General features: G+C 44.4%; 30 protein-coding genes. 16 read left to right on the forward strand and 14 right to left on the reverse strand.

Annotation, left to right across the window (positions count from 1 at the left end):
* Positions 1 to 2: 2 nt before the first annotated feature.
* Together HVMH_RS00620 and HVMH_RS00625 are read left to right on the forward strand one after the other, a co-directional pair.
* Entirely contained in the window at positions 3 to 203 is a 201-nt protein-coding gene (locus HVMH_RS00620; RefSeq protein WP_029911166.1) for a hypothetical protein, read from the forward strand.
* A complete protein-coding gene (locus tag HVMH_RS00625; RefSeq protein WP_029911163.1) occupies positions 200 to 796 on the forward strand; it encodes a YfaZ family outer membrane protein in 597 nt (198 codons plus the stop codon). The genes HVMH_RS00620 and HVMH_RS00625 overlap by 4 nt, the downstream gene beginning before the upstream one ends.
* 69 nt (positions 797 to 865) lie before the next feature.
* Here the strand turns inward: HVMH_RS00625 and HVMH_RS00630 are convergent, their stop codons facing one another.
* Positions 866 to 2,437, reverse strand: a complete 1,572-nt coding sequence (locus tag HVMH_RS00630) for an HD family phosphohydrolase (protein WP_029911160.1) — start codon at positions 2,435 to 2,437, stop codon at positions 866 to 868.
* 219 nt (positions 2,438 to 2,656) lie between these two features.
* On the opposite strand from HVMH_RS00630, the gene HVMH_RS00635 reads away from it, so the two are divergent.
* The 4 genes from HVMH_RS00635 (at position 2,657) to HVMH_RS00650 (ending at position 6,051) form a co-directional block, all read left to right on the forward strand.
* Positions 2,657 to 3,433, forward strand: a complete 777-nt coding sequence (locus HVMH_RS00635) for a 3',5'-cyclic-nucleotide phosphodiesterase (RefSeq protein WP_029911158.1) — start codon at positions 2,657 to 2,659, stop codon at positions 3,431 to 3,433.
* Between the two features lie 129 nt (positions 3,434 to 3,562).
* Positions 3,563 to 4,312, forward strand: coding sequence for a competence/damage-inducible protein A (locus HVMH_RS00640; RefSeq protein WP_029911156.1), 750 nt, complete (start codon positions 3,563 to 3,565; stop codon positions 4,310 to 4,312).
* A gap of 45 nt (positions 4,313 to 4,357) precedes the next feature.
* The gene (locus tag HVMH_RS00645; protein ID WP_029911154.1) at positions 4,358 to 5,569 is read left to right on the forward strand and encodes a BaiN/RdsA family NAD(P)/FAD-dependent oxidoreductase; all 1,212 of its coding nucleotides are present in this window, start codon (positions 4,358 to 4,360) and stop codon (positions 5,567 to 5,569) included.
* A gap of 29 nt (positions 5,570 to 5,598) precedes the next feature.
* Positions 5,599 to 6,051: a hypothetical protein gene (locus HVMH_RS00650; RefSeq protein WP_232087778.1), complete on the forward strand. Its 453-nt coding sequence runs from the start codon at positions 5,599 to 5,601 to the stop codon at positions 6,049 to 6,051.
* 68 nt (positions 6,052 to 6,119) lie between these two features.
* On the opposite strand, the gene mtnN is transcribed toward HVMH_RS00650, so the two are convergent.
* From mtnN to HVMH_RS00665, 3 genes are read right to left on the reverse strand one after another with little or no spacing between them, the layout of a single operon-like run.
* Positions 6,120 to 6,815, reverse strand: a complete 696-nt coding sequence (gene mtnN / locus HVMH_RS00655; RefSeq protein ID WP_029911148.1) for a 5'-methylthioadenosine/S-adenosylhomocysteine nucleosidase — start codon at positions 6,813 to 6,815, stop codon at positions 6,120 to 6,122.
* A gap of 25 nt (positions 6,816 to 6,840) precedes the next feature.
* Positions 6,841 to 7,362: an S-ribosylhomocysteine lyase gene (gene luxS / locus HVMH_RS00660; RefSeq protein WP_029911145.1), complete on the reverse strand. Its 522-nt coding sequence runs from the start codon at positions 7,360 to 7,362 to the stop codon at positions 6,841 to 6,843.
* 8 nt (positions 7,363 to 7,370) lie between these two features.
* Entirely contained in the window at positions 7,371 to 8,231 is an 861-nt protein-coding gene (locus tag HVMH_RS00665; protein ID WP_051623056.1) for a glucosaminidase domain-containing protein, read from the reverse strand.
* 78 nt (positions 8,232 to 8,309) lie between these two features.
* On the opposite strand from HVMH_RS00665, the gene pip reads away from it, so the two are divergent.
* From pip to HVMH_RS00695, 6 genes are all read left to right on the forward strand, one after another.
* Entirely contained in the window at positions 8,310 to 9,266 is a 957-nt protein-coding gene (gene pip / locus HVMH_RS00670) for a prolyl aminopeptidase (RefSeq protein WP_029911138.1), read from the forward strand.
* A 13-nt stretch (positions 9,267 to 9,279) separates the two neighbouring features.
* Positions 9,280 to 9,717, forward strand: a complete 438-nt coding sequence (dtd, locus tag HVMH_RS00675; RefSeq protein WP_029911136.1) for a D-aminoacyl-tRNA deacylase — start codon at positions 9,280 to 9,282, stop codon at positions 9,715 to 9,717.
* 154 nt (positions 9,718 to 9,871) lie between these two features.
* On the forward strand, positions 9,872 to 11,926 hold the full coding sequence (locus tag HVMH_RS00680) for a two-component system response regulator (protein ID WP_029911134.1): 2,055 nt from the start codon (positions 9,872 to 9,874) through the stop codon (positions 11,924 to 11,926).
* 9 nt (positions 11,927 to 11,935) lie between these two features.
* Positions 11,936 to 12,277: an Hpt domain-containing protein gene (locus tag HVMH_RS00685; protein ID WP_155837675.1), complete on the forward strand. Its 342-nt coding sequence runs from the start codon at positions 11,936 to 11,938 to the stop codon at positions 12,275 to 12,277.
* Positions 12,278 to 12,287: 10 nt separating this feature from the next.
* Positions 12,288 to 12,923 (forward strand): hypothetical protein, encoded by a 636-nt coding sequence (locus tag HVMH_RS00690; protein ID WP_051623055.1) that lies wholly within the window; start codon positions 12,288 to 12,290, stop codon positions 12,921 to 12,923.
* Positions 12,920 to 13,564, forward strand: coding sequence for a hypothetical protein (locus HVMH_RS00695; RefSeq protein ID WP_029911126.1), 645 nt, complete (start codon positions 12,920 to 12,922; stop codon positions 13,562 to 13,564). Before HVMH_RS00690 ends, HVMH_RS00695 begins: the two co-directional genes overlap by 4 nt.
* On the opposite strand, the gene moaC is transcribed toward HVMH_RS00695, so the two are convergent.
* The 8 genes from moaC to HVMH_RS00735 all read right to left on the reverse strand — a co-directional run bounded on the left by moaC (position 13,549) and on the right by HVMH_RS00735 (position 20,435).
* On the reverse strand, positions 13,549 to 14,028 hold the full coding sequence (gene moaC, locus HVMH_RS00700) for a cyclic pyranopterin monophosphate synthase MoaC (protein ID WP_029911123.1): 480 nt from the start codon (positions 14,026 to 14,028) through the stop codon (positions 13,549 to 13,551). The genes HVMH_RS00695 and moaC overlap by 16 nt on opposite strands.
* A 32-nt stretch (positions 14,029 to 14,060) precedes the next feature.
* Positions 14,061 to 15,272, reverse strand: a complete 1,212-nt coding sequence (locus HVMH_RS00705; protein WP_035628964.1) for a molybdopterin molybdotransferase MoeA — start codon at positions 15,270 to 15,272, stop codon at positions 14,061 to 14,063.
* 64 nt (positions 15,273 to 15,336) lie between these two features.
* Complete coding sequence (gene moaE / locus HVMH_RS00710; RefSeq protein WP_029911117.1) at positions 15,337 to 15,828, reverse strand: molybdopterin synthase catalytic subunit MoaE; 492 nt, start codon at positions 15,826 to 15,828, stop codon at positions 15,337 to 15,339.
* Positions 15,829 to 15,831: 3 nt separating this feature from the next.
* On the reverse strand, positions 15,832 to 16,083 hold the full coding sequence (moaD, locus tag HVMH_RS00715; protein ID WP_029911114.1) for a molybdopterin converting factor subunit 1: 252 nt from the start codon (positions 16,081 to 16,083) through the stop codon (positions 15,832 to 15,834).
* A 27-nt stretch (positions 16,084 to 16,110) separates the two neighbouring features.
* On the reverse strand, positions 16,111 to 17,106 hold the full coding sequence (gene moaA, locus HVMH_RS00720; RefSeq protein WP_029911111.1) for a GTP 3',8-cyclase MoaA: 996 nt from the start codon (positions 17,104 to 17,106) through the stop codon (positions 16,111 to 16,113).
* A 189-nt stretch (positions 17,107 to 17,295) separates the two neighbouring features.
* Positions 17,296 to 18,381 (reverse strand): c-type cytochrome, encoded by a 1,086-nt coding sequence (locus HVMH_RS00725; RefSeq protein ID WP_029911108.1) that lies wholly within the window; start codon positions 18,379 to 18,381, stop codon positions 17,296 to 17,298.
* Complete coding sequence (soxC, locus tag HVMH_RS00730) at positions 18,368 to 19,738, reverse strand: sulfite dehydrogenase (protein WP_029911105.1); 1,371 nt, start codon at positions 19,736 to 19,738, stop codon at positions 18,368 to 18,370. Before soxC ends, HVMH_RS00725 begins: the two co-directional genes overlap by 14 nt.
* Before the next feature lie 250 nt (positions 19,739 to 19,988).
* Positions 19,989 to 20,435: a hypothetical protein gene (locus HVMH_RS00735; RefSeq protein WP_029911102.1), complete on the reverse strand. Its 447-nt coding sequence runs from the start codon at positions 20,433 to 20,435 to the stop codon at positions 19,989 to 19,991.
* Between the two features lie 133 nt (positions 20,436 to 20,568).
* Between HVMH_RS00735 and hemB the strand changes: the two genes are divergently transcribed.
* A complete protein-coding gene (gene hemB / locus HVMH_RS00740) occupies positions 20,569 to 21,567 on the forward strand; it encodes a porphobilinogen synthase (RefSeq protein WP_029911099.1) in 999 nt (332 codons plus the stop codon).
* 9 nt (positions 21,568 to 21,576) lie between these two features.
* Positions 21,577 to 22,422 carry a shikimate dehydrogenase gene (aroE, locus tag HVMH_RS00745; RefSeq protein ID WP_029911096.1) on the forward strand — a complete coding sequence of 282 codons (846 nt, stop codon included), beginning with the start codon at positions 21,577 to 21,579 and terminating at the stop codon, positions 22,420 to 22,422.
* Positions 22,423 to 22,521: 99 nt separating this feature from the next.
* On the opposite strand, the gene HVMH_RS00750 is transcribed toward aroE, so the two are convergent.
* Entirely contained in the window at positions 22,522 to 23,781 is a 1,260-nt protein-coding gene (locus HVMH_RS00750; RefSeq protein ID WP_051623054.1) for an MgtC/SapB family protein, read from the reverse strand.
* A gap of 47 nt (positions 23,782 to 23,828) precedes the next feature.
* Entirely contained in the window at positions 23,829 to 24,368 is a 540-nt protein-coding gene (locus HVMH_RS00755; RefSeq protein ID WP_029911090.1) for a gamma carbonic anhydrase family protein, read from the reverse strand.
* A gap of 267 nt (positions 24,369 to 24,635) precedes the next feature.
* On the opposite strand from HVMH_RS00755, the gene HVMH_RS00760 reads away from it, so the two are divergent.
* Both HVMH_RS00760 and HVMH_RS00765 read left to right on the forward strand, forming a co-directional pair.
* Positions 24,636 to 25,016 (forward strand): PilZ domain-containing protein, encoded by a 381-nt coding sequence (locus tag HVMH_RS00760; protein ID WP_232087779.1) that lies wholly within the window; start codon positions 24,636 to 24,638, stop codon positions 25,014 to 25,016.
* 188 nt (positions 25,017 to 25,204) lie between these two features.
* Entirely contained in the window at positions 25,205 to 26,536 is a 1,332-nt protein-coding gene (locus HVMH_RS00765) for a tetratricopeptide repeat protein (protein ID WP_029911072.1), read from the forward strand.
* Positions 26,537 to 26,542: the final 6 nt, after the last annotated feature.

Raw genomic sequence — 26,542 nt, forward strand, 5'->3', positions numbered from 1 at the left:
TCATGAACAAACTATTTTTATTGATAATTCTGGTCATATTTGGTGTTTTATCAATCGCGTTTAACTGGTTTGATAGCCGCGATACCGTTGACAGGCTATTGAACAAAGCGCAAGAGACAAATGAAACCATTCAGCAGACTGGTGACAAAATGTCAGGTGTTGTTGACCAGATACAGGATGTGAAAAAGGCTGTAGAGAAATGAATTTAATCTCAATCAAGAGAGCGTTAATTGCTACTTCTTTAGGTGTGTTGTCATTGCAAGCTCATGCTCAGGATTATGACGGGCATTTAGGGATGGATTTGTCACTATCAAATGATACGGCGAATGTTGGCGTATATTCTTTAAGAGAATCTGCGCAGGAGCTGACTAATCTGGGTGTAAACTATTTCTTCAATCGTGATGGAGATAAGTTTGCCGATATTTTTGGTAGCATTAGCCGCAAGGGCATGGCAAATAATGAAAACCTAGAGTTAGGTGTTGCTGGTAAAGTTTTCTATGCAGATGACCATTCTTCCAATAACAGTGGTTATGGTGCGATGTTGGGCGTTAATGGGCGTTATTGGTTACCAACAGAACTGCCAATGGCTCTCGGCGCTGATTGGCTTTATGCGCCACCGATTACTTCATTTGGTAAGGTAAAAAGCGCATCCCAGACAGATGTGCGTTTAGAAGCACGCATTTTACCAAGTGCGGTGGCTTATGTTGGATACAGAAGATTGAGTGTTGAGTTTGATCAGCATACTCAGACAATGGACAGTAATGTAAACGTCGGTGTAAACATTGCATTCCAATAACAAACTTATCCAAATTGGTTTAAACCAAAAAGGCGCTTAAAGCGCCTTTTTTATGGATCAAATTTTAGTTTACTTTCCTTCATACCCTGGAATGTTTGCTTTGATGACTTCATCGATTTGTTCCGGGTGCAGGTATTTTTTAGCGTAATCCATATAAACCTCTTGTTCTACAAAGAGGTCAAACAAATCTGGGTCAATATGTCCTTCCAGTTTCAGGAAGCCAAGGATTTTTAAGCTTTCTGAAAGTTTTTTTGCCTTTTTATATGGACGGTCAGCAGCGGACAAGGCTTCGAAAATATCGGCTATGCCCATCATGCGGGCAGGAACGGAGAGTTGTTCTTTTGTCAGTTGGTTCGGGTACCCTTTACCATCCACTCGTTCATGGTGACCGCCTGCGTATTCAGGGACATTCTTCAGTTCTTTTGGGAAAGGAAGAACGCTTAGCATGGAAATCGACATGGCGGCATGGTCTTGCATTTTTTCACGCTCAAAGTCGGTCAGGGTGCCCTTCGGAATCGTCAAATTGACGAGTTCATCTTCTGTGATTAGAGGCAAGACCTCACCTTCCAACGAGATATAGGTCTCTTTGGATAAATTCTCAAGGAATAATTTGTCTTCATCCGTTAAGAATTCCATCGAATTAATGCGTGCGAGTTGTTTAAAAATCGCCAAATAGGCCTCTTTTTGATAGTTCAATGTTTCAGAAGAACGGTCCACCGTCAAAAGAAGGTTCTGGTAAGCCTTGAGAGTGAGTCTGGTTCTAATAAGCTCGATTCTGTCATATTTGGTTTCCAGCTTGGTCGATTTGTCCATGATGTAATCTGGCGTAGTGAGCTTGCCGCAGTCATGGAGCCATGCGGCGGTTTCCAGCTCAAACTGTTCGGAATCGTTCATATAGAAATTCTTGAACGGGCCGTGGTTGACCTTGTTTGCCGCTTCGGCAATCATCATGGTAATGACTGGAACTCTTTGACAATGCTTACCCGTGTAAGGGGATTTTTTATCAATCGCGTCCGCAACCAGTTTGGTGAAGGATTCAAATAGTTGTTTATGTTCTTCGATGAGTTGACGGTTAATCAGCGCAACTGAAGCCTGGGAAGCTAATGACTTAGCTAGGCTTTCCGATTCGTTTGAAAAAGCGATAGGATTGCCATTTTCATCAGTTGAGTTGATTAGCTGTAAGACACCGATGACTTCTTGATCGACATTTTTCAAAGGCACGGTCAACATGGATTTTGTTCTATAGTTGACGGTTTGGTCGAACTTCAAAGCACCGGAAAAATCGAACTCATCAGCAAAGTAAATATCTTCGATGTTTACGGTTTCCCCTTTATTCGCAACATAGGACGCAATAGCCGAGAGGTTTTCTTTGCCGTCGGCTAGCTTGAGCGGTATTGGGGGAAAAGGTACTGGTGTTGGATGGGAACCACCCATGACAATGTTTAAGCTGGTGTTTTGAACCACGTCGAAAGACAGTTGGGAACCGTTAATCACACGATAGAAAGTTCCGCCGTCAGCGCCAGTAAGTTGCTGTGCGCTGGTTAAAATTTCGCATAACAACGCCGCAATGTCGGTTTGAGCGGATAAAGCCATCCCTATACGGTTTAATTGGCTGATCTTGTCTAAAAGTGACGTGTCCATGTTGAGGCTCTATTGGTTGCACCGATTAATATTTCTAATGACAAGAAATAACTGAAAATAAGTTTGTCACATTTGGTTGACTTTGTAAAATGAAAAGTCCTCTCAGACAGAGAGGAAGGAGTTGTATTTACAGCAAAAAGACGATAAATTATACGTGATAATCACTAGTTTTTTATGTAGTGGTTTTCCATAACGCACTAAAAGTGGATAATTATAAAAATGAAATTAACAATACTTGGGGCCAGCGGAGGTATTTCTCCGGAGAGTGGTACGACGTCGTTTTTGCTGGGAGAGTCAATTCTGATAGATGCCGGAACGGGTTCCAGTCGTTTAACCCATGAGCAGATGCATAATATCCGTTACGTATTGTTAACACATAGTCATTTAGATCATATTTGTAATCTACCCTTCTTACTGAACACTATCATTGGTGAGATGAAGCATACGGTAGAAGTATTTGCCCTTCAACACACAATAGACGCCTTAAAGAACCATATTTTTAATGGTGTTATTTGGCCGGATTTTTCCGTTATTCCTTCAAAAGAAAACCCTGCTCTGAGGTTTAAAACCATTGAGGTCGGCGAAGAGTTGAAGCTTGGCGAACTTGATATACAGGTTTTGCCGGCAGAACATACCGTTCCGACAGTTGGATTTAGAGTTTCCGATAAAACGGGAAGTTTTGCCTTCACTGGAGATTGTGCGCGGAATGATAGCTTTTGGCAGGCATTGAATCAGTACTCCCCGGTAGATTTATTGATTGTTGATGATCAGTATTTGGCCAGTGAAGTTGCAATCAGTGAAGCAGCTAAACACTATTACCCACAATCCTTGTGTGAAGACTTAGTAAAGCTCAATGGGCAGCCACAACTCTATCTAACCCACTTGCCGCCATTCAAAAAAGAAAAAGTGATGTCGGAAGCAGAAGCTGTCTTATCTGATTGGCAGCCTAAAGCCCTAACGGAAGGTATGGTGCTTGAGTTTCCGTTGCAGCCTTAAACTACTCTATTGAAGTCAGAAGTTTCTTAGCTTTTCTCATTTTCATCATAAAAAATGTTTAGAATAAAGGTGGTTATGGCACTTGTGCTAAGCCATTTTTATTGCATTTTGAAGAACTGGGTGATGGATATGTCGAAAAAGATTGGATTAATCATTATTGGTGATGAAATCCTATCCGGCAAAAGACAGGATAAGCATCTTAAACAAGCCAATGAATTGTTAAAGCCGAGAGGTCTGTCGATTAGTTGGGTGAAGATTGTTGGCGACCATGCTGACTTTTTGGTGCAGACCTTAAGAGACAGTTTTGCTACGGGAGATGTTGTATTTTGTTTCGGTGGTATTGGTGCAACGCCAGATGACCGTACGAGACAAAGTGCCGCTGCGGCATTGGGTTTGCCATTGGAGCGTCACCCGGAAGCTGTTGCGGAAATTGAAGCCCAGTTTGGCGCCGATGCCTACCCTCAACGAATTCACATGGGCGAGTACCCAAAGGGCTCGGCAATCATCCCTAATTTCTTTAACCGTGTACCAGGGTTTTCTATTAACGAACATTATTTTATGCCCGGTTTCCCAATGATGGCTCAACCTATGATGAGTTGGGTGTTGAATGCCTATTATGCCGATTGGCAGCATGAGCCGAGAATTGAGCTTTCGATTCGCCTGATTGATGGGCAGGAATCAGAGTGGGTTGAGTTTATGGAGTCTTTCGAAGCGCGTTTTCCAGACTTAAGATTGTTCAGTTTGCCGACCATTTCTGAGAACGGCAATCGTAGTATTGAAATGGGCGTTGAAGGAGTTAAGGCGTTTGCAGTTGAAGGACTGGAAGTGCTGAAAAAAGAAGCTGAACTTCGAAAACACCCGTTTGAAGTTATTGTGTAAGCAAGTGTTACACGATGAACTTAATCCTTTGGCAGTTTATATTTTGTGACAAATTCTACTAGACAATTTGATGTCGTCATCCTTGGAGCAGGTGCTTCAGGTCTCATGTGCGCGGCACAATCAGGCTATCGTGGCCGTTCTGTGTTGGTGCTTGATCATGCGCCCAAAGCGGCTGCGAAAGTGCGGATTTCCGGTGGCGGTAAATGTAATTTTACCAATATCAATGCTTCACCCAATCACTATATTTGCGCAAACCCGCACTTTGTCAAAAGCGCGTTGGCACGCTATAAGCCTCAGGATTTTATTGATTTGGTTGATCGTCATGGTTTGGAGTATGAAGCTCGTGAATTGGGCAAATTGTTTTGTTTGCATCGCGCTGGAGATTTGATTCAGATTTTGCGGACAGAGTGTGACTGGGCCGGGGTAGAGCTTGAACTAGGTGTTCAGGTTCAGCAAGTCTCTGCGTTGTCGGATCAAAAAGGATATTTGGTTTTAACGTCCGGTGGTGTGGTTCAGTGTCAATCTTTGGTGGTGGCGACGGGTGCGCTGTCTTTCCCCAAGCTCAAAGCTACGGATTTGGGTTATAAGTTGGCAAAGCAATTCGGCTTGATCATCAATGAAACGCGTCCAGGGCTGGTTCCATTGGTTTTCGATAATAAGTGGTTAACCTTTTGTCAGCAGTTAAGTGGGGTTGCCCTGGATGTTCGTGTGAGTGTGTTGTCTGGAGATGATAAAAACAAAGCCCCGAGTTTTGAAGAAGCGATTCTTTTCACCCATCAAGGATTGAGTGGTCCAGGCATTTTACAGGTTTCCAATTATTGGCAGTCCGGTCAAGGAATTGAAATCAACCTTTTGCCTAAGCTAGACGTGTTTGACGAGATGATCGCTTTGAAAGAACAAAACCTACATTTTCATAAATGGCTCAATCGGTTCTGGCCGAAAAAATTCACTCAAGCCTGGTTGGCTCACTTTCCGATGCCAGAACGTTTAGCTGAAGTTTCACATGAAACCTTGAAGAATTATGCTCTCTTTTTAACACATTGGGCATTGTATCCGGCGGACACAGCTGGCTACGACAAGGCAGAAGTGACGCTGGGCGGCGTAAACGTTGATAGCATTCACTCTAAAGATTGTCAGGTAAAACATCAGCCGGGCTTGTATTTTATAGGGGAAGTCTTGGATGTTACCGGACAGTTAGGAGGATATAACTTCCAATGGGCATGGTCATCAGGATTTGCCGCCGCGCAGACGGTATAATGGTGTGAAATAAATTAAAGAAGAAATGGATGATGAATCTTTTAAATCTTGATATTCAAGGCAGAGAGCCTTTTGCCAAAATCGTTCAGACGTTGATTCAAAAGCATCGACTGGATCCGAATGAAATCTTTATGAATGTTCTGGAAAGCCAAGAAGCCCCAGAAATGAATTATTGGATGACCAAGGTGTTGGTGCAGGAGCATTTTGTTTCGCCTCAGCAAGAAGTTGCTAGGGATGCCGAGGGCGAGCCAGTCAAGCCTCTACAGGCGGCTTGCTTATTGCAGAATGTTGGCATGGTTGCGGCGTTGCTGGAAATGAATGCCTTTCAGGGCGGGGTAACCGATAAAGACTTTCAGTTAGCGGCGCGTATTGCTTCCAAGCAGGAAGATCAAGCCTTGCTGGGGGTGATTATGCGCTATGCACAAGAGGTGGGTAATCTGGAAACGTTTATGCGGGAGCTACAAGGCGCTCAGCTTCAGTGAGCATTTAAATCTGCCATTGTATCTCTCCCCCAACCTAGTGGATTTTTAGTTGGGGGGAGATGTCAAACTTAGTGGATTTCTTTGAGCATTTCCAAAATCAATTTGGCGGAATGTGTCGCAGCTTTATCCAAATACTGTTCAAAGGTCACGGCATTTTCTTTGCCAGCGATGTCCGATAGTGAGCGGATAATGACAAAAGGCACTTCAAATGCATGACAAGTTTGCGCAATAGCAGCCGCTTCCATCTCGCAAGCAATCATATCTGGAAATGCAGCACGAGTTTTTTCGACATCATCAGGGTGATGCATGAAACGATCACCCGTGGCAATCAAGCCGTGCATATGTGCGACTTCTCCAAGGTTTTCAATGCTGTTTTTCGCAATTTCTACCAGGTTGGGGTCAGGTAGAAAACAAGCAGGAGAGCCAGGGACCTGTCCAAGTTCATAACCAAAAGGAGTGACATCAACATCATGGTGGCACACTGCCTGACTGATGACGATATCCCCTACCTCCAAGTCTGCATGAAACCCACCTGCCGAGCCGGTGTTGATGATGTAGTTGGGTTCATAGAGTTTGATTAGCAGTGCAGTACCAATGGCAGCATTGACTTTACCGATACCAGACTTCAAAAGGATGATTTCTTTGCCGTCGATTTGACCCAGAGAATATTCAAATCCACCATGAGATTCTGAGGTTAGGTTTTGGATTCTGGAGCGAAGTAAGCTAACCTCTTGCTCCATTGCACCAATGATTGCGATTTTCATACAAGTATATTCCGTTTTGCGTCAATTACAGCTCGTTCCCCAGTGCTTTTAGAGTTTCTGCACTCAAAGCAATGTCTTCATTTTTGTTGACGCCAATACCATGGTCAATCACCATCTGCGCGATTTCCTTGGCTTCTTCCAATGAATGCATGAGGAATGTACCGCATTGGTATTCATTCAATTCTGGGATATCTTCCATACGTTCAACGTTCAGAACATCTTTCATGGCTTCAAGCCAAGCTTTGGCAACACGGTCTTCCGATGGTGTGCCAATCAAACTCATGTAAAACCCTGTGCGACAACCCATAGGAGAAACATCAATGATTTCCACGCCATCACCATTCAAGTGTGCACGGATAAAGCCGGCAAATAAATGCTCAAGGGTATGAATACCTTTTTCGCCCATCATCGATTCGTTTGGTTTGTTGAATCTCAAGTCAAAAACGGTAATGGTATCTCCGCCAGGCGTTTTCATCGTTTTTGCAACGCGCACGGCAGGGGCATTCATGATTTTGTGGTCTACGGTAAAGCTGTCAAGTAATGGCATATGGACTCCTAGTTGGAAGTGTTATTAGTAGCGGCATTTTCCGCAATCGTGTATTGATTAAATCTGGTAAGCTTATTGTAGCGAATCATGTGTTGCAATGCTTTGACATAAACTTCTTTTCGAGCGGAATAATTAATCAGTCCTTCTGTCATGTCAATGGCAGATGGGACACGTTCATTGTTTCTCGCTTGATAACGAATCTGGCGTAGCTGCTTATAGCTGGCATGAGTATTGAGGTTTCTGAGGTAATCCTGAATAGAGAAAAAAGGGTGGTTGAATTTTTTGACTTCATGGCTGGCATCTTCATTTCTTTGAAGCGGAATAATGCCACAGCCTTCTTGGTAACACCACTGCCCGAAATAATTGTTTCCCGCTTTGGCAAAGCGAGAAGTGCCCCAGGCTGTTTCATTGGCTGCTTGGGCCAGAGCTAGGGCGATTGGCACCATATCCACCCGTTTTTCCAGTGTTAAACGATCTTTGGGTTGACTCGGGTCAAAGTCTGTTAGCTTGTAGCGCTCAGCAAGCTTTTTTAGCCAATCTTGTTCCGTTGTTGTTAGAGCGCTGGCCTTGTCGAGTAGTGATAGCAGATGCTTTCTATCGTCCAATATTTGTTGGTTAGCATAATAGATCAACGGCGTCATGAAGTTGAAAAAAGCTTGTTTGCGCTTTGCTCCCGCCGGGATTTTCGTGAAGTCAGGCGCAGGTGCGAGAATTTCAGATGCAATGGACTTTTTGTTGAACGACTTCAACGGTGGTAGTTGCGGGATAGGGTTGGCTGTTTGATCGTCACTGGAAGTCGGCTCGGTTTGCGAACAGCTAAACAAGCTTGAGAAAGCGACGATAAGACCTAAAAGCTTAATAAATTTCATCTTTCTATTATAGATTAACTTAAGATATAAGTCATTTAAGACCAATAACAAGGCAACCCGTACGCACAGGAGTTATGCATGTCGCTGGAAACGATTTTGTATCCCCATATTGAACCTTATGTACAACATAGTCTTCAGGTAGACCAAACCCATACCTTGCATATAGAAGAATGCGGCAATCCCGATGGCGTTCCGGTGCTGTTTGTGCACGGTGGGCCAGGCGGTGGATATAGTCCGACACACCGACGTTTTTTTGACTCTGATCGTTATCGTATTGTGTTGTTCGATCAGCGTGGCTGTGGGAAATCTCGTCCACATGCATGCCTGACTAACAATACGACCGCGCACTTGATTGAAGATATTGAAAAAATACGACGACATTTGAATATCGAACAATGGGTGCTGTTCGGAGGGTCTTGGGGTTCAACACTGAGTTTGCTTTATGCACAAGCTTATCCTGAGCGGGTTTTAGGGATGATTTTACGGGGAATTTTCCTGTGTCGTGATGAGGATGTCCAGTGGTTCTATCAACAGGGTGCGGATCGATTTTTTCCGGACTATTGGCAGGATTTCATCGCGCCAGTTGCGGAGGAAGATCGGCATGACATGGTGTCCGCTTACTATGACTTGTTGACCAGCGAAGACGAAGTGGCTCGAATGCGTGCGGCTGAAGCTTGGTCCGTATGGGAAGGACGAACTTCAACCTTGCAGCCGGACGAAGACTTGGTTGCACACTTCGGCAGCCCTTATCACGCGTTGGCGATGGCGCGTATTGAGTGCCATTATTTCAAAAACCATTCCTTTATCGAACCCAATCAAATTTTGGGCAATACTCGGTATATTGAACAGATTCCGACAACAATCATTCATGGTCATTACGATATGGTTTGTCCAGTCAATCAAGCTTATGAGCTAGCTTCCAAACTGCCGAAGGTAACACTGAAAATTTGTCATCAGTCTGGGCACTCGGCAATGGAGTTGGAAATCGCACAACGCTTGGTGCAGGCAGCAGACGATATGCTGAATCAGGTTTGATGAGGGTGAGTGCGTGATCTGCATTTTGCAAAGAGTGTCGGAAGCCAGTGTGAAGGTTGAAGGCGGTGTCGTAGGAGAAATCGGGCAGGGACTGATGGTGTTGTGCGGATTTCAACCCGGCGATAATGCACAATCACTAGAAAAGATGACCAGTAAACTCCTTAAGTTCCGGGTGTTTTCCGACGATGAAGATAAGATGAATTTGAATATTCAACAAATTAATGGACAGTTTTTATTGGTACCCCAGTTCACGTTGGCCGCAGATACCTCCAAGGGCAATCGTCCAAGCTTCCATACTAGTGCGCCACCCGAGATGGCACAACAGCTTTTTGAGAAGTTTGTCGCACTGATGAATGCCGCTTATCAAGATTGTCAGACAGGGGTTTTTGGTGCTGATATGAAGGTGAGTCTAGTCAACGATGGGCCAGTCACTTTTCAACTCGTGACCTAGGGTAAAACTTTTTAATATAAAACTTATAATTGGGTATAAGTTTTTCTTACGGATACCAAGGGCTGAGAGCGTTTTATTTTGTCGAAAAACCCGTTAAACTGTATTCTTAATTTCCCTTCATTTGGAGCCTAGGTTGGTACTAGCACATCAAGATATGTCTACAGCAGTTGTCCTTGTCGTGGATGATGATCCAACAACGCTGATAACGACCCAAAAAGTTCTTGAGAAATCTGGATATAAAGTCCTTACGGCATCAAATGGACGGGAAGCTGTTTCCATTTATATGGAGCAAAAACCAAATTTAATCATCATGGACGTGATGATGCCTGTGATGGACGGTTATGCGGCGACTACGGCTATCCGAAGCTATGCCTCTAACATCGCTGTGCCGATTTTGATGCTGACTTCTCAAGATGATATCGAGTCTATAGAGCAAGCTTTTGATGCTGGGGCGACTGATTTTTTAATTAAGCCGATTAACTGGACGCTATTGGGGCAACGTGTTCGTTATGCACTGAAGTCTTCTCTGACTGAAGACCATTTAAGAAAAGCCCAGGCGCAGCTTCTTTATGCACAAAAACTTGCCAAGTTGGGGTATTGGGAGTGGCATGTCCGAGAAGATCGTGTCATTGCATCTTCCTCTGCTTTTGAGATCTTTGGTATTCCAAATCAAGCGGATGTTACATTAGATCAATTTATTGCCAATGTCGCCCCTAAAGATATTCCACTCATTCAACAAGCCATCGCTGACGCCAGTCAGGGCTATCAAGACATTCAAGTTAGTTTTCGGGTCATGCATCATGACCAGTCGTTAACACATATAGACTGTTTGGCAGAAGCCATTTATGAAGAAGGTGAGTTGGTTAAGCTGAAGGGTTCAGTTCAGGATATCTCGCGCTTACATAAGGCCGAAACCTTGATTGATTACCAGTCAAACCATGACGTATTGACCGACTTGCCGAACCGTTCGTTCTTCAATCGTCGCATTACCCATTTCCTTGAGTCCAACAATTATCACGCCATGAGTGCTGTGGTGATTCTGGATATCGACCGCTTCAAGAAAATCAATGATACGCTTGGGCAAGAAAATGGGGATGCCTTGTTAAGAAATGTTGCTCTACGCTTGAAACGTGTCACTAGAGAAGAAGATGACATCGCCCGTTTGGGAAGCGACGAGTTTGCTATCTTGATTCGTTATGCGAAAGATGTTGCTGAATTGCATTTTTCCGTCAACCGCATTTTCCAAGACTTGTCGAAAGTATTTGTTATCAACGGTCGCGAGCATTTTATTACCTTCTCGGTTGGTGTATGTGTTGTTGAGCAAGGTGCAGAGTCCGCAAACGAATTGATTGCCAATGCTAACGTCGCTCGAACCGAAGCGAAGTCCTCAGGCGGAAACCAAGCTATTTTCTATCAGTCGGATATGAATGCCGAAGCCAGAACGCAATTGATGCTGGAAACCGACTTGAGGAAAGCCATGGAAAAAGGCGAAATCGAAGTTTACTACCAGCCACAGGTTGATGCGGAGACCTTGGAAATCACAGGCGCTGAGGCCTTGGCAAGATGGAAGCATCCAACAGAGGGCTATGTATCGCCTGGGATATTCATTCCTCTGGCGGAGAGCACTGGTTTGATCGTTGAAATTGGTCGTCATGTGCTCAAGACGGCAGTGAAAGATGCAGAAACATGGCAAGATGCCGGATTTGACTGTGTTCATGTCGGTATTAATTTGTCGGGTCGTCAATTCACGCACAGTGATTTGATGAAAGACATTCAGGCGGTGCTTCAGGAAACCACTTTGCCTGCGGGTTGCATTGATCTTGAGATTACCGAAAGCTTGGCTATGAGCAATGCCGATCAGAATATTTCAATTTTGAAAGGATTGAAAGCCATGGGCGTGTCTTTGTCGATTGATGACTTTGGAACCGGCTATTCGTCATTGGCTTATTTGCAAAGTTTCCCGATCGATACCATCAAGGTTGACCGTTCCTTTATTTTGAACTTGGCAACGGTAGAAGGGCAGGCGATTGTTAAAACCATCTTGGCAATGGCCGAGTCGTTGCAACTCAGTGTTGTGGTGGAAGGCGTTGAAGAGGATTTTCAGGTGGAGTTCTTACAAGGCAAACACTGCCAAACCTTCCAGGGCTTCAAGTTTGGTAAGCCGATGAATGCCACAGCTTTTTTGAAACTGTTACACTCAAAACAATAGGACGTTAAGGTGAGCATTCTAGACAACAGTCATCTCGATATGCTGAAAGAGGTTATCGGTGAAGATTTAAAAGAAATTTTAGAAGTCTTTTTACAAACGGCGCCGGGTGAGTTGGCGGCGATTCAGCAAGCATTCGATCAGCAGGACCAAGCCGGGTTACGTTTGCATTCGCATACGCTTAAAGGCAGTGCTGCGAATGTTGGAGCGACAGGGTTGTCCTTACAGGCTAAAAAAGTGGAAGATGCTGTAAAGGCAAATGATTTATCCTCTGTTGGCGAAGATATTCAGCAAATAGAAGAGACATTGTCAGCAGTTTTGCAGGCTCTGCAAGACTATATAAACAAAATATAAGAGAAAGACTATGCATTATTCTGTTACGCCAGAAGAAAGCCATGCGGCAAAGACCCCGCACCATATTTTTAACCTGAACGTGATTATTACGCACCTTGCCGTTTCTCAGGTTTCATTGGAGCTGGGGCATGGTAATCCCTACTATTTTATTTTGGTACCATTTCTGTCATCCATCGTGATTGCTTACTTGTATTTTCACGGAAAAACCATAGCCAAGACCAGTAGTTGGTTTGTTGCTGCACATTGGAAATTGGCTTGGCGTCGTAGCCGAAATCTATTAATTGCTTATGGAGCAGCCTTGGCTGTTATCTTATTGTTTGGTTTGGTCGGTAAGCTGTCTGGTGGCTTGATGATGAATGATTTTTCAGAAGATGGTTCGTCCAGTTCTATTGTCGGAAAAGTTGGTTTGTATTTCGGTGCCTTAATTGTCTTTGTAACTGTATTGATTAACTTTTTGCAGACAGGGATTTCTGTTTACGACGCAGGTAGAGGGATTATTGATCCTAAAATCGAGAAATACCTACCGAGAGATGAAAACTCTAATGAAGAGCTTGGAGAAGGCGATGATGAAGTCGCGCATGCCGGTCAAAAACACATGAAAAGTGATGCCGTTGAAATGGATGAGAAAACGGGAGAAAAAGCATGAGTGGAACGTCCAAACCGGTTTTGCCTATTTATATTTGGGTGTTACTGACGGCGATTGGTTTGACAGCACTTTTGTTGCTGTTGGTCCCGAGTCAGGAAGAGGTGAGTCCTGAACTGTTGCCTTGGAATAGTCAGTACACGAAAGACAATCACCTTCAAGCACTGGGCTTGACGCTTGAAGCATCAACGGTGGCAGATGCCGAAAAATTGTTTGGTAAAGATATTGAAGTGCAGATTTTTTCCAAGAAAGATGAGAGTAATAAAACAGCTGAGATTTTCTTTCCATTCATTTCCATTGCGGCGATTACCGGTTCTTTAACGGCGACACTGGATGTGCCTGAAAAAACTTTGGATGTGATGTATTCCCGAGGGGTGAAAACCACGGTGAACTCTTTAGGGAACCGTCAGGTTACGCCTGTAAGTAGCGATGCTAAAGCGTTACTTGAATACAAGATCAAAAATTTGACGTTGGTTCCGAAAAAGCAGTTGACCGAAAGAGGGGTTAAATTACGTTTTGGTGAACCGGATCGAGTGACTCAAAATAGTGATGGCTCGACCCGTTGGGTTTATGTCAACAAAGGCGTGGAAATCATTCTGAATCCGGATGGACCGGATGCGTTGCAGTACTATCGCGTCCAGTGACCGCTTTTACCGCCTTTCTTTTCCAATAGCTGCACTTGGTCGATAACCATGCCTTTATCGACCGCTTTACACATATCATAAAGCGTTAGTGCAGCAGTTGCCGCTGCCGTCAAGGCTTCCATTTCTACACCTGTTTGTCCTACCAGTTTGCAGATGGCTGTGATTTCGACACAGTTCTTGTCAACGTCTGGCACTAATTCAACTTTCACTGAGGTCAACATCAAAGGATGACACATTGGAATCAGATCTGGTGTGCGTTTTGCAGCCATAATACCGGCGATACGTGCGGTAGCAAGTACATCACCTTTTTTGTGCGTGCCGTCCATAATCATTTGTAAAGTATTCGGTAGCATGTGGATGACTGCCATTGCGCGGGCTTCGCGCTCAGTGTGCGCTTTCTCGCTGACGTCTACCATTCTGGCTTGGCCTTTTTCATCAATATGGGTCAAAGTCTGTTCAGTCATGATTGTCTCGCTATTCTGGGTTTGTTTAAGGCTTATGTCAGATCATTAAAAGGGAAAAAGGCGACCTTGTCTCCCTTGGCGATAGTAGTATCTTCAGGAATTACCGCAAAGCCGTCCGCCCAAGCGGTGGACGTCAGTACATTTGATCCCTGTTTCGGGAACAGTTCAAGATAAGTTTCTTTACGGGTGTTGTCCTGAACCATTCTCGCTCTGGCAAAATCGCGGCGAAAATGTGGCTTGTTCCACTCAAAGCCAGCAGTTAGCCATAGAGGCGTTGGAATGACATCTTTCATGCCCTGCATGGCTAGTAGGAAAGGTCTGGCAAATAGGTAGAAGGTGGCGAAAGCCGATACTGGGTTACCCGGCAAGCCGATAAACGGTGTTCCACCGATATTACCAAAGGCAAGTGGTTTACCTGGCTTCATTTTGACCTTCCACATATCCAGAGCGCCTAGGGATTCAATTGCCGGTTTGATATGATCCTCTTCACCAACAGAAACGCCGCCTGTGGTCATTACGACATCCGCTTGGGATGCGGCAGCTTTCATCGCTTCAATAGTGGCTTCTAAGGTGTCTTCTACCTTGCTGAGGTCAATCAATTCAAAGCCAAGTTGAGGAATGGCGCCTGACAGGGTATATCGGTTGGCATTGAAAATTTTGCCAGGTTGGGGGGTATCGCCAGGTTCCAATAATTCGTCTCCAGTGGTGAAAGTCGCGATTCTCAATGGACGATAAACGTTTACTTCCGCGATGCCGATAGAGGCAATCAACCCTAAGTCTTGGGCCGTCAGGCGGCGACCTGCTGAAAACAGGGTTTGACCGATAGCAATATCTTCACCAATGACTCGGACGTTATCCCCCAACCTGGCAGATTTTAATAGGATTTTGATCTCACCGTTTTCTAGCTCTTCCGTGTCTTCTTGCATGACTATGGTGTCCGCGCCTTCTGGCATGGGGGCACCAGTGAAGATACGGGCAATGCTGTTCGGTTGTAGAGCAGAAGCCAGTGAGCCGGCTGGAATACGTTGGCTGACACTGAAGGTGTCTTGAGCATTCAAGTCTTGGCAACGTATGGCATAGCCGTCCATTTGACTGTTGTCGAAAGAAGGAACATTGACACCGGAGATAATGTCTTCTGCAAGGATGTAGCCACACGCCTGTCCGACAGAAATGGATAGGGTTTGGTTTGTTGGTTTGGCTTGTTGAATGAGATAGTCTAAAGCTTCATCAAATGTTTTCATCATCGGTCTTCCAAAAAAATCCCCGCGTTTGCGGGGAAATGACAGATTGTTTGTGGAAATAGGGTTTCTATGCCGGCTCTTCTTTGTTTACAGGTTGGTGCCAGCGAGCTTCAGCTTCTTTGTCAGAAACACGCGCATCAACCCATCGCATGTCGCCATTTGGAAAAGTTTCTTTTTTCCAGAAAGGCGCGTTGGTCTTTAAGTAATCCATAATGAAGTGAGCAGCTTCAAATGCAGCTTCCCTGTGACGAGAGCTGACTGCGACCAATACGATTTGATCACAAGGCATCATCTCACCGATACGGTGGATAATCATGCTGCTTTGTAGTGACCAGCGTTCATGGGCCTGCAAACGAATAGCTTCTAGCGCCTTTTCGGTCATGCCCGGGTAGTGCTCAAGCTCCAGTACAGAAATATCATCACCTTCGTTGATATCACGTACGGTGCCTACAAAAGAAACCACGGCGCCAATGTCTTTGTGACCTTTGCGTAGGGCGTTGATCTCGGTGGTTAAATCAAAGTCTTCTTTCTGAACTTTGACAAAAGGAAACTCGGACAAGTCTCAGCCTCCAGTCACCGGTGGAAAGAAAGCAATTTCATCCCCAGCTTTTAATGTAGTCGTGCGATCAGCAACATCATGATTAACGGCGATTTGCAGATTGGTATTGTCTGCTAGTGCCATTTTCCATTGTTCACCGCGCTCTGCCAGTGCGTTCAATACGCAGCCGACAGTTTTGAAGCTATCTGACGGCAAAGTCTCTTGGCTTCGCCCTAAGACTTCTCTAAAGTTTGCAAAGTATAAAATTTCCAGCATATTTGCGTTCCTTAGTTAGTTGCCCGATCAGCCGCCTAGGCTGACCATTTGGCGAAATTCAATATTGTGTACGTTTTCGTTAAAAAAGTGACGTTCCGGCTTTTTCAACATGGCATCGACAATCATTTGTTTCAGGCCTTCGTCGCTGATGCCTTCGCGAATAGGGGTTCTTAGGTCAACGGAGTCTTCCTGACCCAAACAAAGTGCCAACACGCCTCGTGCAGTCAGTCTCACGCGGTTACAGCTTTCACAAAAGTGCTGAGATACCGCAGAAATAACGCCTATACGTGTGTCGGTGCCTTTAATAATGAAATTCTTTGATGGTCCATCATGTGATTTGCCTGTTGATGGAATCAGATCAGTCCCGACATGGGCTTTAATGCGTTTCATGATGGCATCCATAGGGTAGTGTTGGTCCATCAAACTGATGCCAGCTTCCCCAATAGGCATGGTTTCGATAAAGCGCACTTCCACACCTTTCTCCAAACCATAGTCGACCATGCGTTCAATTTCACCATCGTTGGTGCCTTTCATGACTACCATGTTGAACTTGATTGGGTTTAGCCCTGCTTCCAAAGCAGCATCGACGCCAGCAAGAACCTTTTTCAGATCGCCGCCGCGTGTGATTTTGTTAAATAACTCTGGTTTTAGCGAGTCGATAGAAATATTCGCGCGGGTCACGCCAGCTTCTTTTAGTGCGACAGCATGCTTGTCGAGAAAGTGTCCATTGGTTGAAAGTGCGATTTCTTTAAGTCCATCCAGCGGGCTGATGCTTGAAACAAAGTCTGATAGTCCTTTACGAACCAGAGGTTCACCCCCCGTGATACGCACTTTTGTAACGCCAAGTTCGACAAATGCTTTGATGATTCTGCTGAGTTCGTCGAAATCAAGGTATTCAGTATGACGGCCTTCAGGATGCGCTCCTTGCTCAGGCATACAGTAGCCACAACGGTAGTTACACTTGTCCGTAACGGAGACTCGCAAGTATTCTATTTTTCGGTTAAAAGGATCAATTAAAGCCATTTCGTTATATTCATTTGGGAATAACGGCGTATTCTACGTGATTATCTTGATTTTTCAAGACTTTATTCTGTAAAAGTCAGGGTTTATACAGAGTTTGGAAAGGTGGTAACGATGAAGAGAAAATTGGGCGAGAGAAATAAAAAAAAGCCCGCATAAAGCGGGCTTTCTCACATCTAAACAAAGTTTAGATTACATACCAGCGTGACCAACACCTGGAGGTGCTTCGTGTAAACGTTGTGGAACGTTGTACTGGAAGCTACCATCAGGTAGTTTACGCGCTTCTGTAAAGTGCTTGATGTTACCTTTACCATCACCAACCATATAGTCAGGACAGTCTTTCATGCAACGTGGGTTGTGAACAACTGGACGGTGGTCACAGAAGAAGTTGCCTTGGTTTTTCATGAACTTGTTTTGCTTCATTAGCATTACAGAGTTATAGAAATCATCATCATCTAACTGCACTGGGTTTCCGTCTTTGTCGAAACCTTTTGGAATGTAGTTTGATTGCATGATGTAACCAACCATACCCATGTACCCTGCATCACCGATATATGGTGCGTTAGGTGTCCAGAAAGGCATTGCACGACGGATGTAGTCAAACAAAGTCGTAGCATAGGGCCAGTAGTTACCAACAGTTTTCATTGGTGCTGGAGCACGTGGGTCAGTAGCAACAAGGCTTTCGTCAACTGCTAGAGGTAGATAACCTTTAGCACCTTCACCGAATTCACCGTGACACATACCACAGAACTTAACGTAAACTTCACCACCTTTTGATACAGTCATACCGACTTTTGGATCTGGAAGACCGTTACCGTCACCATCTACAGAGATGTTCCAGATTTTCATTGCAGATTCAGCGATTGGCGTACCAAAACCGTTTGCAACAAAAGTCGTGTCATCATAGTAGTGCTTCTTAGCGGCATCATGGATATCAGTGAAAGCCGCAGGGATTTTACACTGACCGTTACCGTGATCACCACCATCGATAGCATCATCAACTTCGAAAGAGTATGGGTTGTTTGGATCCAATTTACCAATTAGACCTTCACGACCGTTCATAGCGTCTTTACCTAGGATCTGAGCAATAACTTTAGAATCTAGGTACTTACCACCATTCGCTTCGATGATTTCTTTGTAGTTGGAAGCATATTTGCCGTCCATTTTCGCAGCATCACCAGAGTTGCTGCCAGAGTTGCCAGACATTGCGAACGCAGAACCTGCGAAAGCAAATGTAGCAATACCTGCTGCTAGTAGAGTTTTCTTAGTACTGAACATTTTGAATCAAGCCTCCGTTTGCACCGTTATCCCAAGGATGTACTCTCCAGGTTACCATCGCAGTACGGTGGTAAACGTTGTTCGTTCCTTCAATTGCACGCATTTGTGGCATTGTAGGCTGTACATACCCGGTTTCGTCTGTAGTACGGCTCATCAAGAATGCTTCAGAACCATCCCAATCCCATTCGATTTCGAAACGAGTCCAAGCTTTATCAAGAACAGGTGAAGTAAAGTGTGCTTCTTTCCAGTTTTTACCACCGTCGAACGAAACATCAACGTGAGCAACTTTACCGCGACCGGACCATGCTAGACCACGAACGTAGTATTTACCAGGACCTTGCATTTTGAAGTCTGGAGATGGGTAAGTGATTACAGAGTTAGCTTCCATGTACCATGAGAAACGTTGGGCAGTACCGTCTGGCATAAGCTCAGTGTACTTAGAAGTTTCTTCACGGTGTTGTAGAGGAACATCGTGTACGTAGATACGACGCAGGTATTTAACCCACATGTTAGCTTCACAACCAGGAACAACCAAACGAATTGGGTAACCTTGTTCACGACGTAGCGCTTCACCGTTCTGTGCGTAAGCAACATAGCAGTCATCCATCGCCATATCAACAGGGATAGAACGAGACATACCAGATGCATCAGAACCTTCAGGAATAATCCACTTACCTTCTGGTTTGATACCAGCTTCTTTTAGAAGGTCAGATAGACGAACACCAGTGTATTCAACACATGACATCATCCCGTGAGTCCATTGAACTGAGTTCAACTGAACGCCCTTCCATTCCATCGCACCGTTAGCAGGACATTCGATGAAGTGAATACGAGAAATTGAAGGGAAACGCTTTAGGTCATCCATAGTGAAGATCAATGGACGCTCAACCAAACCGTGAATAACTAGACGATGCTTAGCAGGATCGATAGTTGGTACACCACCGTGGTAACGTTCGAAGTGAAGACCGTTTGGTGTGATAATACCGTTTAGGCTTTGGATTGGTGTCATAGTGATCGACGCCATTGAGTCAGGTGTTAGCCACTCAAGAGTACGACGTTGAACTTCTTTCTCATATGGAGAAGGCATGCCGTAAGGATATTTACGAACACCGAAACCAAGAGATTTACGTTCCATCTGATCAGGTAGGACGGTTGTAATTTCTTTTTCGCCTTTGTAAGGTGCGACTGCTTTAGCAGGGTCGAACTTGTTGACTCCATCAACCGAGTCAGCTAGAGCGGACTTGGTGAACAGTACACCCCCCGCCACAGCCGCACTTCCTTTTAGGAAAGCACGACGGCTTTGATTGCGAGATTCCTCAGTTTGGATCGCAACCTTTTCAACGATTTTATCTGTCATTTAATGCTCCTTGATTGACATTCCTGCTAAAACAAAAATGTCCCAGATTCAAGAGTTTACTATTTGAATATAGCTTATTGTAAAGCCGCGACCATTTTGCTCAGACAAAAAAAGACACGGAATTGCTGGACGATTATATTAAGTTTAAAGGTGCTTAAGTTCAAGCGCTAAACCCCTAAAAATTAGCAAATCCTGATATAAATTTTTTATGCCATAGTGATTTTTTTCTATTTGTAGGGGATTTGCCTGACTATTTAGGTAGGTCTTGTCGGCTACAGATGGGGCCTGACTTAGGATTTTCGATGTCTTCGGCAACCTGAGCCAAAAAAGATTGTAGTTCGTCGATCGTCAGTACTGAAAGAATTTTATTCATGATTTCCGGCTTGATGGCCACGGTTGTATATTCCCCACTTTCAAGTTTAACTTGAACACCGCAGGCGTCTGCCAATGCTCCATCCGCTCCATTGCCTTCAAATTGTGCCGCTTGCTCACCAAACAACAAGTCCGAGTAATATTCTTCGAGTACATCCGCTTGTTCGTCATCCAGTGTGCCTTTGATAGAAACCTCAAATGAAGCTTCTCCATAAGGAGAGGATTCTTCTCGAATATCAGTATCCAGATTGTGTGTCTGGGCAAAGGCTGCGAATTTTTCTGCAATAGTCTGGTCGAAGAAGGTATATTCAAAATTTTCTAACATAAATATCGGACCTTAATTTTGTTAAGTTATCTTCGCGCTGAATCCATTACCCGTCGGGTTTATTTTGGCAGAAGAAGGGAGTATCATCTACCGCACCCGATTCAACACGCACAGAGATTAGAAAGGACAGTCCATGATTGAACGCCAATTTCCAATTACCCGCATGAGACGTATGAGAAAAGACGAATTTTCGCGTCGTTTGATGAGAGAAAACGTCCTGACCGCGGGAGATTTAATCTATCCGATGTTTGTAATTGAGGGGGTTAACAAAAGAGAACCAGTTGCCTCGATGCCAAACATTGAGAGGCTGAGTATAGACCTTTTGGTTGCGGAAGCTCAAGAACTATTTGAGTTGGGGATTCCGATGATTGCGCTTTTCCCTGTACCTCATGCGGACACCAAAACTTTGGAGGCTGCCGAAGCCTACAACCCAGACGGGTTGGTGCAGAGAACGATTCGCGCCATTAAAGAAGCTGTGCCGGAAATGGGAGTGATGACGGATGTGGCGCTTGACCCTTATACCACGCATGGACAGGACGGGATTATTGACGAAGAAGGGTATGTGTTGAATGATGATACTATCGACGTGTTGATGAAACAGGCGTTGTCTCATGCTGAAGCCGGTGCTGATGTTGTCGCACCTTCGGACATGATGGATGGTCGTATTATCGAGATCCGTGAACTATTGGAAGATAATGGATATATCAATACCCGTATCATGGCGTATTCGGCAAAATATGCGTCGGCTTATTATGGACCTTTCCGTGATGCGGTAGGGTCTTCAGGTAACTTGGGTAAAGCCGATAAGAAAACTTATCAAATGGATCCCGCCAATAGTAACGAAGCCCTTCATGAAGTGGCGTTGGACTTAAACGAAGGTGCCGATATGGTCATGGTGAAACCAGGTGTACCTTATTTGGATATTGTCCGCCGAGTGAAAGATGAGTTTAAAGCGCCAACCTTTGTTTATCACGTGAGTGGTGAGTTCGCTATGCTAAAAGCGGCAGCACTCAACGGTTGGATTGATGAGCGCGCAGTTGTTTTGGAAACACTACTTGGTTGTAAGCGCGCAGGCGCGGATGGCATTCTGACCTATTACGCCAAAGACGCTGCAAAATGGCTTGCTGAGTAAGACTTCGAAATGTCATCCGTTGATTGTTATGCAGTAGTTGGCAATCCGATTGCCCACTCAAAATCCCCGCAGATTCATCGCTTGTTTGCCGAACAGACAGATCAAGTGCTTGTGTATGAAGCGATTCGTATTGACCCTGAGCAAACACCTTTTGAGTATGCCGTCCGCCAATTGATGGCAAAAGGTTACAAAGGGTTGAATGTCACCGTGCCTTTTAAGTTGGATGCTTACCAATTTGCGACTGAACTAACTGAAAGAGCGAAAACTGCACAAGCCGTTAATACCTTGAAGTTTGGTGAAGACGGTTCGATATTAGGGGACAACACCGATGGCATTGGGCTGGTCAATGATATTGAAATCAACGGCAACAGACCTTTCAAAGATAAGCGTGTTTTGATTCTGGGGGCTGGTGGCGCTGTGCAGGGCATTTTGCAACCGCTATTGGAAAAGGCTCCTGCCACTGTTCATATCGCAAATCGTACTGCTGAGAAGGCGCAAGAACTTGCAGAACGCTTTAGCAATGGTATTGTGATGACGGCCAGCGGCTGGGGAGATATTCCTTGTGAGCAGGGCTTTGATATCATTATCAACGGTACGTCGGCCAGTCTTGAAAATAAAGTGCCACTCATTTCCCCAGCATGCTTAAAATCCGGCAACTTGGTGTATGACATGATGTATGGCCCAAAACCGACCGTTTTTATAGATTGGGCAAAACAACATCAGCCGAGCTGTCAGGTGATGGATGGTCTAGGGATGTTGGTCGGTCAGGCGGCAGAAGCTTTTTATCTGTGGCGAGGGGTTCGTCCTGAAACGGCAAGGGTTATCCAGCAGATCAGAGAGAGTATTTCGGCTTAAGACGTTTCGCGGTTTAAAGTCACTTTGAAAGTATAAAATCTACCAGGTTGGGTAGGTAAGCTTAAACAAGCTAATTTAATTCCGCTCAGTAAAACCAACTTAATAAAACCAACCCAGTGCAATTGTAATTAATCCAAAAATGGCTAGCCAAGTGGCGCTATGCTTGCCCACTTTGGGTTCGGCAATAGCGTAAGCGTAAACCGCCTTCAGCAAGTTATTGGAGCCTGCGGCAATCAGAACAGCACTGGCAATCATGCCACTTGTTGCATGGTAATGACCGTTTAGCAATGAAAGTACGAATGGATCAATATCGGTAAACCCGACCACCAAAGACAAATAGCGCAAACCTTCCTCGCCAAAATGTTGTGTCACCGCTTGAGTAATGATGGCCATCATCACAAACAGTCCAGCAAATACAAATGCGATTTTTAGCTCAAGCGGGTTGTTGTGTGCGTTTGTGTCCATCTGTTGCTGCGTGGCACGGCGACCTTCCAGGCGGTCGTAAACGATGGTTGCCAAAAACACGAGTATCGCCAAGCCTACCATTGGCTTCCATAGTGCCAGTGCCACTTGCCAATTGAACACGGCAGCAATTCCAAGCAATCTCAAGTACATTAATCCAGTGGCAATTAAAATGGCGCCTGTCATTTTGTAGCTGAATCTTGGGTGTAGCATAGATTTTTTACTCAGCGCAACTGTGGTTGCAGTTGAAGAGTAGATGCCGCCAAAGATCCCGGTCAGTAACACGCCTTGGTTGGGAAAAAAGTAGCGTTGCGATACATATCCAAGGTAAGAGATGGAGGATACAACGACAACCGCGAGCCAGATTTTGAATGGTGAGACCGGAATCCAGTGGCTGATGACGTCTTGCGGTAGCAGGGGCAAAATGACAATACTGAGCAAAATTAGTTTTGCCAGTGTTGTGATCTCGCTGGTGTCCAGTTTGGAAACCGCTTCGTTGATAGCGGCTTTGGAACCCAAAAGTAACACGCTAATGACAAAAATACTGGCAAGCACCCACAGAGGTTGGGTCATCACAAGGGGGGCATAGCTATAGGTGAGCGCCCATACAAGGTAACTTAAGACCCCACTTCGTTGAGCTTCAAGTTTACGCCAGTAGAGCAAAAGATAGATGGCGGTTAATGCAAGGAACCCGGCTAAAAACAGATTTGGGTCGATAAGGTAAAAGACAAATCCGAGCAGCCCGGTGAACGCATAGGTGCGGATGGTGCCGAAGGAATGCTGTTTGTCATCAGGATGATATTGTTGGTGGTAATCTCTCATTTCCAGCCCGGTCAAGAAGCTGAAAAGTAGTACTAAAATCAACTGTCCCCAAAGCGCATGCTGCAACACAATCATTGATGGGTCTCTCTTGTCTTAATTATATTGAGAATCTGGCAGATTAGTTAAAGTGGTTTAACTTGAGTCTGGAACTCATTTTTCAACTTGACGTAGTGTTCAGCCGAATACTTGAAAAACGCTTTTTCTTCATCCGTCAAAGGGCGTGCTTGCTTGACGGGTGATCCAACATAAAGATAACCACTTTCCAGTATTTTTCCCGGCGGAACCAAACTGTTGGCACCGACCAATACATGCTTTTGCACCACGGCATTATCCAGCACCACGGCACCCATGCCAATCAAACTTTCATCTTCAATAATGCAACCGTGCAATACGGCGTTATGACCTACAGTAACATCCTTGCCGACAATGCACTTTGACCCTCTGGTTAAAGGGGATTCGTGTGTGGTGTGAACAACGGCGCCATCTTGAATATTGGTGCGGTCACCGATTTTGATATCGTTGACATCACCGCGAAGCGTTGCATTTGGCCAAATGCTGACGTTTTCACCCAGTTCACACTTTCCGATAACAACAGCGGAGTCATCGACCCAGCTTTCTTTGCCAATGATAGGAGAGATAGAATTGTAGGTTCTTAAAGCCATGGCTATTCCTTGGTTTTTGTAACATCTTTGTGCGATTTATTATACGGGTTTGAAATCTTTCAGTTTTGTAAATGATGGTAGCTAGCGAAAGTGGGAGGGTTATTGGTTGAAATTTCAGGACTTTTTTTGTGGATTAAAGTATTATTAAACCATAAAATAATGTTTATTTATCAGGGCTAGGAATTTTTGAATTGTTGTGTATGCATCTTGACTATTAAGATAAAGCTGCATTTAAGACACAGTTGGAGATTTCAAGTGGAGACGAAAATGGATTCAATGATTTCGGTAAAAAATAGAGACTTTTATTCAGATAGAACAACTTCACTTGAGAATTCAGACAAGCGACAAACAGTCAGAGTCGCTTCCAACCGACCGGTGGTGATGAAGGTTAATGACTCAACAATTTTTGCGACTATGACTGATTTCTCAAAACATGGTTTGGGCTTTATCGCTATGTATCAGTTGGACCGTAATGAAACGGTTGAAGTGCATTTTGATATTCCTTTTAAAAATGGCTTTAAAAGCTTCTTGTTTAACGCTCACGTAAAGCATTGCATTGATTTATTCGACAAAAGTCATATTGGTGTTAGGCTGGACATTGAAGAAAATGAATACAGTCAGTTGTTCGATAAAATTATTGCGACCTGAATGGTGAATCGCTAAAAATCTAAATTTTTCATGTAATTAGCGATACAAAATCTTTATGTAAAGGTTTTGTATCCTTATTTCTTCGTATATACTCTTACACTTAAGACGTAATCTGAATTTGCGGGCACTAAACTACACAAAAAAATAAGCAAAACAGGTGCGTTTGAGGTGGGTACTAAGAGTTTTTCATGAAAAAAATTTCATATTTCCTTTTTTTGTCGTTTTTGTTGCCGTCATTCAAGGCAATGGCTGCTGTTGATTTTCAATCGGCACTTCAGTTATATAAAGACAAACACTATGAAAAAGCTTATGAAGCCTTTTTGACGTTGGCTGACTCCGATTACACCAATGTCGACTACAACTACTATCTCGCGCGCGCCGCTTTTTTTGTTAAAGAATACAACGAAGCCATTTCCGCCTATGAACGTATTTTGATTCAATATCCGAACAATGCGCGTTCCAAACTAGAATTGGGGCGCCTCTACTATGAAATGCATCGTTATACCGAAGCACGCAAATATTTAAATGACGTCTTGAAGACAGATGCTCCCCAAGCGGTAAAAAATAACATTCGGTATTACTTAGCCAGAATGGATCAGGATGGCGAAAAACCTACGTTGAATACGGTGAAGGCAACCCTGTTGGGATCAGTCTTCTATGATTCAAATTTAAATTACTCTCCAGAGTCGGATCAAATGATCCTTCCCTCTGGAAGTTTGAAGTCTGCTGCGGACATCGGCGCATGGGGTTCTGAGCAGATGTTGGTGCTTAACCATCGTTACGAAAATCCAAACAAACAGAGTTATGCCTGGTTGAATGATTTTGTTCTCTACAACAAAGCCTCTCCCGGCAACAGTGAATACAATATTCTGTATGGAAGTTACTCCCCGGCATTATCGTTTCAGCATGACAGATGGACGTTGGATGCCGGGGTAACCGTTGACGGCATGAACTATGGTAAAAACCCGTATATGATGTCTTACGGTATTTCGCCGAAGGCGACTTACATGCCGAATTTGACGGAGTATTTTACGACCCAGTTCAGGTTCTTAAAGCGTGACTATCAAACCAATAGCACGAAACCTAAAGATTCCAAATTTGCACAAATCAGCACCCTATATCAAAAACGAGTCGGCCCGTTGTTTTCTTGGTATGGGCAGGCTGTACTTGAAAGAGAAACTGCCGATGCTGCACCGACAACACTCGTCAATGTTGACTACCATCAACTTGGTTTGAAGGCCGGTGTTGCCTATTTGCTTCCTCAAAACCTCACATTGTCCGGTACGTTTGGTTATCAGGATAAATTGTTTGAGAATGTCGACCGCCTAACAAAGAATTTTGGCGGAGGAGATGTTAATCAGCACGATAAGCGTTATTACGCTGAAGTGACTTTATCAAAAGATTTCGCTAAGAACGTTACCGCTCAACTACGCGCCAGTCGAGTTCACAATGACTCGAACTTATCTGTTTACGCTTATCAGAAAAGTCTTTACACCTTCAACGTTATGAAGCGGTTTTAGGAGGGT

The sequence above is a fragment of the Hydrogenovibrio marinus genome (assembly GCF_013340845.1).
Taxonomy (GTDB): Bacteria; Pseudomonadota; Gammaproteobacteria; order Thiomicrospirales; family Thiomicrospiraceae; genus Hydrogenovibrio; species Hydrogenovibrio marinus.

Excerpts from the sequence above, each read along its gene's own strand:
- HVMH_RS00620 (WP_029911166.1), top strand. The coding sequence starts at position 3 with ATGAACAAACTATTTTTATTGATAATTCTGGTCATATTTGGTGTTTTA.
- HVMH_RS00625 (WP_029911163.1), top strand. The coding sequence starts at position 200 with ATGAATTTAATCTCAATCAAGAGAGCGTTAATTGCTACTTCTTTAGGT.
- HVMH_RS00630 (WP_029911160.1), bottom strand. The coding sequence starts at position 2,437 with ATGGACACGTCACTTTTAGACAAGATCAGCCAATTAAACCGTATAGGG.
- HVMH_RS00635 (WP_029911158.1), top strand. The coding sequence starts at position 2,657 with ATGAAATTAACAATACTTGGGGCCAGCGGAGGTATTTCTCCGGAGAGT.
- HVMH_RS00640 (WP_029911156.1), top strand. The coding sequence starts at position 3,563 with ATGTCGAAAAAGATTGGATTAATCATTATTGGTGATGAAATCCTATCC.
- HVMH_RS00650 (WP_232087778.1), top strand. The coding sequence starts at position 5,599 with ATGATGAATCTTTTAAATCTTGATATTCAAGGCAGAGAGCCTTTTGCC.
- mtnN (WP_029911148.1), bottom strand. The coding sequence starts at position 6,815 with ATGAAAATCGCAATCATTGGTGCAATGGAGCAAGAGGTTAGCTTACTT.
- luxS (WP_029911145.1), bottom strand. The coding sequence starts at position 7,362 with ATGCCATTACTTGACAGCTTTACCGTAGACCACAAAATCATGAATGCC.
- HVMH_RS00665 (WP_051623056.1), bottom strand. The coding sequence starts at position 8,231 with ATGAAATTTATTAAGCTTTTAGGTCTTATCGTCGCTTTCTCAAGCTTG.
- pip (WP_029911138.1), top strand. The coding sequence starts at position 8,310 with ATGTCGCTGGAAACGATTTTGTATCCCCATATTGAACCTTATGTACAA.
- HVMH_RS00680 (WP_029911134.1), top strand. The coding sequence starts at position 9,872 with ATGTCTACAGCAGTTGTCCTTGTCGTGGATGATGATCCAACAACGCTG.
- HVMH_RS00690 (WP_051623055.1), top strand. The coding sequence starts at position 12,288 with ATGCATTATTCTGTTACGCCAGAAGAAAGCCATGCGGCAAAGACCCCG.
- HVMH_RS00695 (WP_029911126.1), top strand. The coding sequence starts at position 12,920 with ATGAGTGGAACGTCCAAACCGGTTTTGCCTATTTATATTTGGGTGTTA.
- moaC (WP_029911123.1), bottom strand. The coding sequence starts at position 14,028 with ATGACTGAACAGACTTTGACCCATATTGATGAAAAAGGCCAAGCCAGA.
- HVMH_RS00705 (WP_035628964.1), bottom strand. The coding sequence starts at position 15,272 with ATGATGAAAACATTTGATGAAGCTTTAGACTATCTCATTCAACAAGCC.
- moaD (WP_029911114.1), bottom strand. The coding sequence starts at position 16,083 with ATGCTGGAAATTTTATACTTTGCAAACTTTAGAGAAGTCTTAGGGCGA.
- moaA (WP_029911111.1), bottom strand. The coding sequence starts at position 17,106 with ATGGCTTTAATTGATCCTTTTAACCGAAAAATAGAATACTTGCGAGTC.
- HVMH_RS00725 (WP_029911108.1), bottom strand. The coding sequence starts at position 18,381 with ATGTTCAGTACTAAGAAAACTCTACTAGCAGCAGGTATTGCTACATTT.
- soxC (WP_029911105.1), bottom strand. The coding sequence starts at position 19,738 with ATGACAGATAAAATCGTTGAAAAGGTTGCGATCCAAACTGAGGAATCT.
- HVMH_RS00735 (WP_029911102.1), bottom strand. The coding sequence starts at position 20,435 with ATGTTAGAAAATTTTGAATATACCTTCTTCGACCAGACTATTGCAGAA.
- hemB (WP_029911099.1), top strand. The coding sequence starts at position 20,569 with ATGATTGAACGCCAATTTCCAATTACCCGCATGAGACGTATGAGAAAA.
- aroE (WP_029911096.1), top strand. The coding sequence starts at position 21,577 with ATGTCATCCGTTGATTGTTATGCAGTAGTTGGCAATCCGATTGCCCAC.
- HVMH_RS00750 (WP_051623054.1), bottom strand. The coding sequence starts at position 23,781 with ATGATTGTGTTGCAGCATGCGCTTTGGGGACAGTTGATTTTAGTACTA.
- HVMH_RS00755 (WP_029911090.1), bottom strand. The coding sequence starts at position 24,368 with ATGGCTTTAAGAACCTACAATTCTATCTCTCCTATCATTGGCAAAGAA.
- HVMH_RS00760 (WP_232087779.1), top strand. The coding sequence starts at position 24,636 with ATGGATTCAATGATTTCGGTAAAAAATAGAGACTTTTATTCAGATAGA.
- HVMH_RS00765 (WP_029911072.1), top strand. The coding sequence starts at position 25,205 with ATGAAAAAAATTTCATATTTCCTTTTTTTGTCGTTTTTGTTGCCGTCA.